The sequence below is a fragment of the Algoriphagus sp. genome, from assembly GCF_030694375.1.
In the GTDB taxonomy this organism is placed as follows: domain Bacteria; phylum Bacteroidota; class Bacteroidia; order Cytophagales; family Cyclobacteriaceae; genus Algoriphagus.
In genome coordinates this window covers 1-11105 of the sequence record NZ_JAUXYL010000012.1, presented here as the reverse complement: position 1 = coordinate 11105, position 11105 = coordinate 1, and the positions used below count along the sequence as shown (strand labels likewise).

Annotated in this window: 11 protein-coding genes and 1 pseudogene; 4 read left to right on the top strand and 8 right to left on the bottom strand. The window is 42.5% G+C overall.

Features of this window, described 5'->3' with window-relative positions; translation table 11 throughout:
• Window positions 1–9 precede the first annotated feature (9 nt).
• Both Q8M62_RS03840 and Q8M62_RS03835 read right to left on the bottom strand, forming a co-directional pair.
• Entirely contained in the window at window positions 10–885 is an 876-nt protein-coding gene (locus tag Q8M62_RS03840; protein WP_304899660.1) for an IS3 family transposase, read from the bottom strand.
• Window positions 886–920: 35 nt separating this feature from the next.
• On the bottom strand, window positions 921–1340 hold the full coding sequence (locus tag Q8M62_RS03835) for a hypothetical protein (protein WP_304899654.1): 420 nt from the start codon (window positions 1338–1340) through the stop codon (window positions 921–923).
• Between the two features lie 232 nt (window positions 1341–1572).
• Between Q8M62_RS03835 and Q8M62_RS03830 the strand changes: the two genes are divergently transcribed.
• Both Q8M62_RS03830 and Q8M62_RS03825 read left to right on the top strand, forming a co-directional pair.
• A complete protein-coding gene (locus tag Q8M62_RS03830) occupies window positions 1573–1776 on the top strand; it encodes a hypothetical protein (RefSeq protein WP_305668026.1) in 204 nt (67 codons plus the stop codon).
• A 522-nt stretch (window positions 1777–2298) separates the two neighbouring features.
• Window positions 2299–2571, top strand: a complete 273-nt coding sequence (locus Q8M62_RS03825) for a DUF6520 family protein (protein ID WP_305668025.1) — start codon at window positions 2299–2301, stop codon at window positions 2569–2571.
• Between the two features lie 45 nt (window positions 2572–2616).
• Here the strand turns inward: Q8M62_RS03825 and Q8M62_RS03820 are convergent, their stop codons facing one another.
• From Q8M62_RS03820 to Q8M62_RS03800, 5 genes are all read right to left on the bottom strand, one after another.
• Window positions 2617–3936: a RagB/SusD family nutrient uptake outer membrane protein gene (locus tag Q8M62_RS03820; protein ID WP_305668024.1), complete on the bottom strand. Its 1320-nt coding sequence runs from the start codon at window positions 3934–3936 to the stop codon at window positions 2617–2619.
• A gap of 114 nt (window positions 3937–4050) precedes the next feature.
• Window positions 4051–7236 carry a SusC/RagA family TonB-linked outer membrane protein gene (locus tag Q8M62_RS03815; RefSeq protein ID WP_305668023.1) on the bottom strand — a complete coding sequence of 1062 codons (3186 nt, stop codon included), beginning with the start codon at window positions 7234–7236 and terminating at the stop codon, window positions 4051–4053.
• Between the two features lie 4 nt (window positions 7237–7240).
• Window positions 7241–9145, bottom strand: a complete 1905-nt coding sequence (locus Q8M62_RS03810; protein ID WP_305668022.1) for a TlpA disulfide reductase family protein — start codon at window positions 9143–9145, stop codon at window positions 7241–7243.
• Between the two features lie 352 nt (window positions 9146–9497).
• A complete protein-coding gene (locus Q8M62_RS03805) occupies window positions 9498–9671 on the bottom strand; it encodes a hypothetical protein (RefSeq protein WP_305668021.1) in 174 nt (57 codons plus the stop codon).
• Window positions 9672–9674: 3 nt separating this feature from the next.
• Window positions 9675–9869 carry a hypothetical protein gene (locus Q8M62_RS03800; RefSeq protein WP_305668020.1) on the bottom strand — a complete coding sequence of 65 codons (195 nt, stop codon included), beginning with the start codon at window positions 9867–9869 and terminating at the stop codon, window positions 9675–9677.
• A 112-nt stretch (window positions 9870–9981) separates the two neighbouring features.
• On the opposite strand from Q8M62_RS03800, the gene Q8M62_RS03795 reads away from it, so the two are divergent.
• Together Q8M62_RS03795 and Q8M62_RS03790 are read left to right on the top strand one after the other, a co-directional pair.
• Window positions 9982–10209 carry a helix-turn-helix transcriptional regulator gene (locus Q8M62_RS03795; protein ID WP_305668019.1) on the top strand — a complete coding sequence of 76 codons (228 nt, stop codon included), beginning with the start codon at window positions 9982–9984 and terminating at the stop codon, window positions 10207–10209.
• A 177-nt stretch (window positions 10210–10386) separates the two neighbouring features.
• Window positions 10387–10809: pseudogene (locus tag Q8M62_RS03790) on the top strand (HAD domain-containing protein).
• Window positions 10810–10879: 70 nt separating this feature from the next.
• Here Q8M62_RS03790 and Q8M62_RS03785 read toward each other — a convergent pair.
• A partial coding sequence (locus Q8M62_RS03785; protein ID WP_305668018.1) for a hypothetical protein occupies window positions 10880–11105 on the bottom strand: 226 nt, incomplete at its 5' end.

The window sequence follows — 11105 nt, the reverse complement described above, 5'->3', positions numbered from 1 at the left end:
TTAGTCCGTTTATTGGTTTACAAGTGTACGGTTTTTGGGATAATAGTTTTTCCACAATCGATCTGTTTTTTGATTGGTTTGATGGATCTCTTCAGGAGTTTTGTTTCCTATACTCATATGAGGCCGCTCTTGGTTGTAGAGGTTGACAACTTGGGAAAGCAACTCCTTGGCTTCTTGAATGGAATTCACTTCATAGCAATCCAGGTATTCTCCTTTAACAATTCCATTGATTCGTTCAGCCAATGCATTTTCTAACGGATCACCGTTTTCGGTCATGCTGATCGCTATACTATTGTCCTGTAATAACTTGACATACTCTTTACAACAATATTGTATTCCTCGGTCTGAATGATGGATCAGGCCTTCTACAGGCTGTTTTAACTGATCCAAAGCCATTTGAAGGGCATGGATTGATGATTCCGCTTCCAGCGATTCACTCAGATGATAACCTATGATCTTATGTGAGAAGACATCGGTTACAAAACTGATGTAAAGAAACTTATCCTTAAATCTCCAATAAGTAATGTCGCTTACCCATAACCGGTTGATTCTATCAGCAACAAACTCGCGGATCAGATTTGGATATTTTCGAAGCCAATGACTTGAATAGGTCGTAGTTACCCGTCTGTTTCGACGGCGAATCAACAACTGATTTGCTGCCAAAAGATCAAACAGCGCATCTCTACCCATCTTGATCTGGTGATCGAACATGAAGGCTTCCAGCTTCACCATGAGCTTGCGGCATCCCATTTTTTTATGGGATTTTCTGATTCGTAACACCTCCTTGATCACAAGCTCCTGTTCAAAGCTAGTTTCTTCCTTCTGCCAATAATGCTGATAATAGGCCTGTCTGGTCATACCAAATAATAAACATAAACGACTCAGAGCCTGTCGCAGATGCCTTTCCTTTAAGGTAGTAATTACTTGGTGTCGGACTTTTTTCTGATCGGAATCTTCAATTCCTTTTCTGCAATTTCGATCATCAGCTCATAGCCTTCGGCTTTCAGCTGGGCATTCTCAAGCTGACGCTCCAGCTCTTTGATGCGTTTTTGAAGGTCTTTGGGATCTTGTGGGTTGTCTTTGGTCGCCAAAACTGCTCGTTCTTGTTTAGTAGGATCCGAAGGTAATTGTCTTTTAATTGGATTTTCAATTCTATCAGAATAACCTAACATTCGCATCCAATGGAGCATTTTTCCGTGCTCTACTGATTGACCAGTATACTTCCTCCAAATCTCAACTTTAGAGGAATTTCCCGATAGATACTCTTTGATCATTTCTTCCCGCTCAGCCCAACTCAGAGATCCTATGCTCCTTGTTCTTTTTTCTTTTTGTCGTTTCATTGTAGTTTACTTTGTGTAAACTCAATTCAGGACAAGTCAGGTGGTAAAGTTGTAAGGTTAGGAGGAGTTGTAAAGTGGTAAAGTTGGAAGGTGGTCTAGTTCCAATCCAGTGCTGAAGGCACGTTCTTTAATAGCCCAGCTTTTCAAAGCTGGGTTAAAAAATGAAAGTTAGGTTACCAGCGCTGAAGCAGGATGTTGATATGGAAAAGGATGTTGATACCAGCGCAATGGAATGGTAAGTCGGATTGTAAATCCTGAAACTGGCAGATCGACATTGCATCCTGATAACGGGAGCCGAACAAGGGACGTGAGTGCGGACACTCACGTCGGCGGAAAACTTGCGCCAAGTTGGTCGGTGTTAGGATTTCTCGCAAAGGCGGTAAGTCGCAAAGAAGTAAAAGTTCAGCTTCTCAAGAAGCAGGACAATGGGCAATAGCAGTATTCAGAAGGCTGAAGGCCTGACACTGTACTAGCCAAGGGTGTGGTTCGGCTTGGTTCGGCTCCGCTCACCAACCAGCGCTCATCAACCGGCAGAACCCTAGGTAAAAAAAGGAAAAATGAAATTGACCTCGGCGCAAGAAACTCCATAGAGACGAAAAACAAAAAGAGAGAATCAATTATGATTCCCTCTTTAGGGTGTAGAAGCAATTAAAAGGGGCACTGCAACTTCTCTTTTATTATGAATTTAAATTATCAAAAACTAAGAAAAAAGTATCAATTGAATAAATATATGGACTAAGTGCAGGAATTATGCAATAAGTCCACAACACATGCCTTGTCTGTCTCCGTGGTAGGAAGTGGAGACTCCTACTTTAACTGGACAGGGCAAATAGGGCCAAGCCGAAAACCCTTTTTAGAGTAGGCAATTTAACCAGGCCTTGAGTGGAAGTCTAAGCCCTTCCAATCAAGACATCAAACGGTTTCCCTGTTTTTGATCTGTTAAAAAACAGGACATACTATGAATAAATTGAAGGGCGCTTTGCCCATAATCGCTTTCTTATTCGCTGCGTTCGCAGCAGTTGCATTTTCACCAAAGAATTCTGCCATGAATGTCTATGGTGAAGATGGAGGTCAATGGTATAATGTAACCGGAATAGCACCTGGTCCAACGACTTATACCTGTGATGTTTTGGAAGATGTGGAATGTCTGCATGATATCAACAGAAATCCTATCAATCCAGGTGAGGATAAGGAGTTTGTAAAAAGAGGTCCTCTTCCTCCTGCTAATTAATATCCAGTGATATTAAGGTGGCCCGGGACTATTTCCCGGGCTTTTTTATGGGTTGTTCAAAGCTAATTCTATTTCAGGTAGCTTTAGTGAGAACTGATCCATCCGCTCAAGAAAGAAGTCGCTTCCCCTTATTTTTCTAATTAAAGGAAGCTTTAACTCTCCAATCGCGGCCAATCGCTTCATGTCGGACCATCGACTTCCTCTAAATACCAGTTCTTTTCTTCTTTCTTCTAAAACTGTATTAAGGTCTGGAGATTTATTCTCCTCAATCCATTGGTTCACATCACCATATCTATTCTTTATCAATTTAATTAGAATTGATTGACCTTCCGTTGCTCTTCCGAGACGGAAAGCTGATTCAGCTCCATTTAATAGGACTTCTGATATGCCAATTCCCGAAAAAAGGTTGAAATCACCCAAATATGAGCCTTTATAAAGAAAGTTTCCTGCTGCATCTTTATTGAAATATAAAGACCTTCTCAGATCATTGGTCGAATATCTTTTGATCAAGTCAGGATTAATCCAAGTAGCTGAACTAGCTGTTACCGAAAAACTACTGGTGACTCCATAGTAGAGCGTTTCCTCATTAAAGAGCTTAAATGGATATGGAGAAAGTGGATTTAATTTTTTATAATCCATTAAACCAATTCCCGCATCCAAAACCTCCAATGACATAGTCAAGGCCAAATCATATTTCCCCCAATACAAATAGACATTGGATAAAAGTGCCGCAGCAGAACGCTTGTCAGGACGGTTTGGAAATGCCGCTTTTTCGGGAAGCAAGTTACGAGCCTCCAAAAGGTCTTGTTCTGCTCTTTGAAAAAGGCCGTTTATTCCCATAAGTTGAGATGGTCCAGTTACAACAGCTGAAAATCTGATAGGAATCTTGATAATCTCTGCCTCTGAACTTTCAAAATGAGGCAAAAAGAGCTGCCCCAGTTGAATCATAGCCAGTGATCTGACGAAAAGGGCTTCTCCTTTTAATTGTGCTACATGTGTGGATTGGTTTTCCAATCCTTCCAATATATCCAAGCAATTATTTGCAAAGAATATTTTCCGATGCAGCCTATTATAATCCACTGACCTTTCCTGAGGCTGAAATATTTCCTTATGCCATAGGTAGGCATTTTGCTCCCATGGATTTAATGCCTCCCAATTGGCAGAAGAAGTCACCCAATCATCAGAAAGAATAAATGAAGCGAGGGAGTTGGAATTGAGCGTCGTGTAATTATCCAGGATGGCTCTGATATCCTCCACTGTGCTAGGCACTAGGATGGATTTAACGGGTTTTTCTTCCAGAAATCCCTCACAGGAAACCGAGAAAAAGCCAATAATAATCAAGAATATTGATGCGCGTTTGTTCATGTTATGATGAATTTATAGTTATAAAAAAGGGGTGGGAGCATCGTATCTGCCGGGAGGATTTTAAATTCTAAACCAAAAGAGAAAAGCACCTCCTTTTACCCCGATTGTTAATTTTTAGAAATCGATTCTTAGTCCCGCGGAAAAGGAGCTTAAGGGTCTGGCGGATTGAAAATCCGGATCCAACCGATCATTTGATGCCTTCCAAATTATCCCTAGATTATTGGCATAGGTATAAATTTGAAGGGTTTTGAATGGAAGGTTCTGACTTTGTCGTTTATCCCAGGTATAGGAAAACCTGACATCATTTAATCTGAAATGATCACCTTTTTCTACCAAGGCCGCAGAATTTGTGTAAAAAGCATTTCTTCTCGTATCTGCGGAAGCAGGCAATGAGGGTATTTGAGTAATGGCTTCATCACCGGGTCTCTGCCATCTTTGATCAAAATCGCCGTGGCCAATTTCACCTCTAAGCAGGGTGAAATAATCTATCGATCTCCGCTTGTAATAGTATCCCAATCGGTAGGATATATTTACCGAAAGTCCGAAGCCTTTATATGAAAAATCATTTCTAAACGCTCCAAATGTGGTGGGTCGTGCCGAACCATGATATTGAAGGTTTTCTATTGTCGCAGCTCTCGAAATCCCAAGGTAGTTATCACTGGATTCTCCATCCAAGATTCCCAAAGGATTGCCATTCTGGGGATCCAAACCGGCCCATTGGTAAGTATAAATACCATACAATGGACGTCCTAAAATGGGTTGTGGATTTGCACTGAAGGCCGTCCCCAAAAGATTTGCAACCGTGGGCTTTCGCTCAAAATCCAATACTTTTTCGCTTACTCCACTGTAGAGGATATTTGATACCCATGTAAATTGACCACGAATAGGCCTCAACACCAAATTGAAATCAACTCCTCTGACTTGGGTTTTGGCAAAATTACCTGTGAAGCTGGTTAGCCCAAGCGCAGCAGGCACTGAATAATCTCCCAACAGATCAGTTCCCATTTTTAAATAGTACTCGACAGAACCTCCAATAAGTCCATCCTGCGTTTCAAAATCCAAAGCTATATTCGTGGTATTGATTTTTTCCCATCTTAGGTTTGGATTAGGTGGATTGACAATGGTCGCTGCCCGTAATTGTGGTAGTACATCAAAAAACTGAAATGTAATGTATTGCGCAGTGACATCAGACGATAGACTCTTGTCCACATTACCTGAGGACCCATAAGTGGCTCTGAGCTTTAAGAATGGAAGATTTGGAAGATTGGCTTTGAGATTTTCTGAAATAATCCAAGCCCCTCCAATTGACCAGAGCGGTACTCCTCGGAGATTAGCTTCAACCCCAAAGATGTTAGCTTGATCCTTTCTGATGCTTCCAGTAAGAAAATAGGTGTGTTTGAAATCATAGCCTACATTTGCGTAATAGGAAATAAAACGATCCGTTCTTCCTCCAAGTGAATTTCCGGAAAGCAATGTTCCCTGCTGACCGGGATTGTAATAGAATGGAAATCTGGTGATTAAATCCACATTAACACTTGTAGCCATATCGTCCCGATATCCATAATATCTGGTGCTCCAATTCTCAGCCTGTAAATCCCTTACCTCAGCCCCTGCCAATACATTGAGGAAATGGTTTTGTTTCCAATCCTTCTGGTAGGTCAACTGTGGCCGAAAGGTATGGGAATATGACTCGGAATTACCGATCGAAAGGATATCACCTATCGGCATCGGATAGCTTAACGACCTGTCCGGTCCTACCTGGGTATACCTGTTGATCTGGTCTCGAGTAGAGAATAAGGATAGAGGATCACGATTGTTGGTTTTTGAAAGATTCCTCCAGTATTGGTAGTAAAGTCCCAAATCTAGTCCTTTGGCTAGATTAATTTGAAGTGAAGGAGTTACTCTCAAATCATAACCTTGGGTGGAGTGGTCCAATTGCCCAATCTCATTTAGAGGGACATACCTCCAGTCCAATAATCCCTGATTCTGAATCGATTCGATATATCTAGTACTATAAATATTGGCCACGGAAAGAGGTCTCCCCGCTTCATCCATTAGACGGTCATATGCATAGCCTGTCGGCAAAGCGGTGCGGTTTATTCCATTTTGGTTTGAGAAATTAAGTACCATGCCTGCTTTTACCCGATTTTTCAGCAGATCCCATTCATTGCCAGAGGTCATTGTCCATCGGGAGTTTTGGTTGCCGATGATATCCTGCTGTGTTTGGTCATAGCCCAATGAAAATTGGTAGCTGGACTTCTCCCCTCCTCCACTTAATGAAAGTGCATATTGTTGGCTTAATGAAGGTCGGAGATATTGGCTTTCAATATCCCTTCTGATATCCCTTTGTCCCATTGTTTGAAGTTGCAAATCTGCTTCCTGCTGGGTAAGCTTTCCATCTCTCAAGGCTATGAGCGTTTCGACTGCCGGAGAGAGTTTGGGTTTGTTTGCATTGTTTTCCAGGCTTCGGTAGAAATTTCTGCCAAAAAGGGCTTGTTCTATTTCAATGAATTCCGGAATTCCCATCTGGGGTACATAAAACAAATCCCTATGCTGAGTGCTGGTGATGTTAGAATTCAAGCTGATCTTCAGTGGTTGATTTTTTCTACCCCTGTGAGTGGTGATCACAATGACGCCATTCCCGGCTCTTGCCCCCCAAATGGAAGCTGCGGCTGCATCCTTAAGAACTGAAATGCTTGCCACTTCATTTGGATTGATATTCTCTATTGGACCATCATAAGGAAAATTGTCCACAATGATGAGCGGGGCAGTATTACTGAAAATCGTTCCTCTTCCTCGAATAGAAATTGGGTCATTTGCAGCTTGGGGCCCTCGATTGAAAACCAAGCCAGGCGTTACATCTTCCAGACGGTCCAAAATATTGGCACTTACCTTCCGCTGTACGAGTTGGCTGTCCAGCAAGACAAATGATCCTGTAGCCCGCTCCTTGGGAAGCGTCTGATAACCGGTAGATACTACCTCAAACGATTCCAGATCCAGAGACTCCATTTTTAGCCGGATTTCCAATGGATTACCACTTGGAATAGAGATTTCCATACGAACCGTTTCCATTCCGATGTAAGACACCATTAGTACATAGGTTCCATTGGGAGCAGAAAGGGAAAATCTTCCATTTTCATCGCTAACTGTTCTGAAATCAGTATCTCTTAAGTAGAGTAATGCACCGGGAAGTCCAATTCCATCCTCGGAGTAAACAGTTCCTTTAAGCGGTGCCTGCTGGGCAGCTGCCAGTTCGGACAGCAGTAAAAGAAACAGAATGAGTATGCTGTATTTATTCATGGAATTAGGGGTTTGGTGGGAAAGAAGTAGAAATGGAAGAATTGGAAATTGCTTCCAGACGATTTGCCAGATCATCCAATTCCATTTTGTTGATGGATTGGAGGTTTACTATTCCGTCTGGTCCTATAATCATTTTTTGTGGAAAGGAATGAATGCTGTAGGTCTTGAGTAAGCCAGTTCCTTGAGGCACCCATAGATTCAGGGAGGATTCCGAGGTGTATTCTCCGGTGCTTAAGCTTTTCTTCCAATTATCGACCGAGACATCTGCATTGACTGTCATGATCTGTATATTCGGGTCATCGGCATACTTTTCACTGATCTCGCGCATCACGTTTTGGTATTCATAGAGGCAGAACTTACATCCTGAGATCCAGAAATGAATGAGTAGGGTCTTCCCTTTCAGTTGGGAGAGATTCACCATTTTGCCAGAAACATCCTGTAAGCCTTCCCCTATAAAAATTCCTGCATTGGTTTCGGAAAGCTGTTCCAAACGTGTTTTGATCCAGGGGCTCTCCACCATAGTGAGACTTGACTGGATCAGCCCAGAGAGCTGGTCACCCAGGCGGTTGAAGTTGTCCAGCAGGCAGAAGGCGATCACTTCCTCCCTGAGCTGGAGAGCCAGTGGACGGATTACTTCCAACATGTGCTGATTTGAAGCAAATGCCTTCATCATAGCCCATTGGTAAGTACCTTGAGCCAAGAGCGGATGCGAGTAAGACATCTTCTCCAATTTCATTTCGGCTACCCAATCGGCTACCAATTGGAATTTCTTCGGATCCCGGAGGATGAGTTCCATTGCCAATTCCGATTTGTTCATTGCACTATAGAGGATTTCTCCTTTGATTCTGGACTCGAGAACACTGGTCTGTTCATCGCTGAGAGACTGGGCACTCAATAGCTTCCAGGCTGGATGATCGATGTAAGAATTTGCGATGTAGGTTTCAAATTCTTTCCATGCCTCCTCTGCAGTGGTAATGACTTTCATTTTGACATAGAGGTCATCGGGTCGGGACTGTGCCTTTTTCCATAAGGCTGCAGAAAGAGAATCCTGAAAAATGGATTCCATGTTTCCTGAAATCAGAATCGGATCTGCGTTGAATTTCTCTTCAAGGAATACCCTGTCCAGTTCGTATTGGGTTTTGTAAAACTCCGCTTCCGGACCTCCAAATAATAAGGTGCCAGCTTGTAGGTAGGCTCTTATCCTCACCCGATCACCTTGGAAATAATACCAATGCTTGGCAAGAGTATTTTGTCCTTTTCCTATAGAGAAAAATCCGTGGGTTTCTGCATTTGGAAATTGTGTGATAAACACTCGGAAATTGCGACTTCCTTCGAAGAAATTACCATCTTCTCCGGGGATGACAAGAGAAACTCCGGGAGTAACCGTTCTCCGTTCGCTGACCAATTGGTCCCAGAAGCGGAGGTAGAGTGAGTCCGAAGGAACAGGTGAGGCAAGCTCGAGGTAGAGCATGCCGTTCTCCACTCGGGCAGGAGTGTTACCCTCCTCCTGCCCTTGGGAAGTAGTGTTATCAACTAAACTAAGTCCCGATGTTGGAAGTACGATTTCGGATTTGGGATTTCGGATTTCGGAGGAGCGAGGTAGATTGTCGTCACTGCGAGCCTGGCTACCATTAGGATAGTGAGCTCCTGAGAGCGACGTGGCAGTCTCATTCCTTGGTCCACTGTCAACAGTCCACGGTCCACTGCTGGGTAGTGGTGAACTGGAGATTTCTGCTCCATTAGTGTACTCGATGAAAGTATCGGGAAGGATTGCTCCCTCCCGATTGGGGCTGTCTGACCTATGAAGAAGTTCAGCCCCGGGTGATCGCACAACTTTGCTCTGTGCTACGAGGTACCTCCCGACAAGACATAGCAATGCCAGGAAGCATGTGAGTAGTAGTTTGTTCATGCTTTGAAATGGTTGTGAAGCTGGAGGATTCTTTGGTCAAGGGTCGACGGTCCACGGCTGTGAGTCCATAGCCAATAGACCATGGACCATAGCGGGATTCAGGTAGAGATTGAGGCAATGCAAGTAACAATTGGCTATTTCTAGCTTCTTGGCTCTTGCTTCTCGCCTCTAATCAGACAAACCTACGCCACGGCGCACAAGTCTCCCACCCGACCTCCAAACGGCCAGCTTCAGGTTAAGAAATAGATGAATTGTCAGCGCTACCAGCTATGCTAAGCTTGCTGACCTGAGTGTAGGGTAACCGATCTGCTCGAGGCTGCGCATCCTCTTAATCGGCGAAAAAACTTGGCCCTCAAATCGGATTCTTGGGCTTGCGGGAGTAGAGCCAGTCGTAGGCCAATAATCCCTGTGATTGATCATTCAAAAGACTTACTTCTGAAAAACAAAAAGGTACCCAACCAATCCCAGTCACCTCAAGCCGTGGAGAGGAAAAAAGCGAATGGATGAAGACACTTAGTTTTTTCATGGGTTAAGAATCTTTTGAAAAATAGTCCAACAGCCTGTAGATCGTTTTGATATCGTCTCGCTGTACCTGATCGCTTTCCAAGATTTCGATTCGATCCAATAATCGGATCATTGACTCTCGATACTTGTTCGCCTCCTCTTGATCCAACTGAAGAGAAAGGCCTTTTACCTGGGTATCTCCTTTGTTTTTCTCAAGCATTTAACATGTATTTCTGTAAATATATCATGTTTAAATTGATATTCAAAAACATTTAATCAAGTTTTTCATGTTATTTTTCAAGAATTATTACTTTTAAGTAAAGAAAGATAGTATGACAAGATTAGGAGAGATATTTATTAGAAAATCAATAAACAAAGCTGATGTAGCCCGGAAAACTGGAATGACATCGCAACGAATAGGTGTTCTAACTTTAGATCAAAAAGCGAAACTTACAGCTGCCGAACTTTATTTAATTGCCAAAGCGATTGATGAGGATCCTTGCAAGCTGTTGGAGTATGTTTGTCAGGATCTGGAGTTGGGAGGGAAAGAGGGGAAGTGATCGGTGATGGAATTGAGAATGAAAAAATTGAGGGTGCCAGAAAGCTTGGGGTGAAAATCAAGAGAATTTCTTCTCTTAATGCAAATAGAAAAAAGATTCTTTGTCTATAAGGTAGCGTTGAATATTAAGTAGAAGACTTAATAAGATGAGCTCCATTCAATAAATTAGATTTACAAAATGTTGATTTTTTTAGACATAGATGGTGTAATGGTTTCAGGTGTTGCCTGGAAAACTCCAGAATTACTGGAGGACGGATTTCCTATGTTTACTGAAAAGTCCATCAAAGGACTAAAGAGCCTGCTCTCATCCGATTCAAAAATAATTTTAAGTACCAGTCACAGAAATCGATTTACCATTGAAGAAAGGAAAGAAATATTTAAGAAAAGAGGAATAAAGGTCAAAAATCTTGAACGCCTTACAAGTTCGGATTTCCTTGGTAAGCGAAAAGATAAAATCCTGTAATGGTTTCTTACCCATCAGAAACCAAAGAATTTTGTCATAATTGACGACGATAAAACTCTCTACGATCTTCCTAGAGATCTTAAAAATCATTTGGTAATTACCAGTTCAATAATGGGATTGACAATGGAAAATTTTTGAGAGGTTGAAGGCCTGGATTTGGTTCCAGCCTAGTAAAGGATGTTCAAAAATTTCATGTATACTTTTACCTTTAAAGGGAAGACGTAACGCCATACCCATAAAAACGATCACATCGCTGGGTAATTACTTGGCAAATTCCGTTTTCGATACTAATATGCAAAATCCGGTCAAATTGACCCCCGCTAGCCGAAGGAAACTGACCCCTTCTGGCCGGAGCAAATTGACCCCCGCTAGCCGGAGTAAATTGACCCCCTTGGAGGAATATTTTTTGGGAATGGAATAGTGGTGTTTCGAAG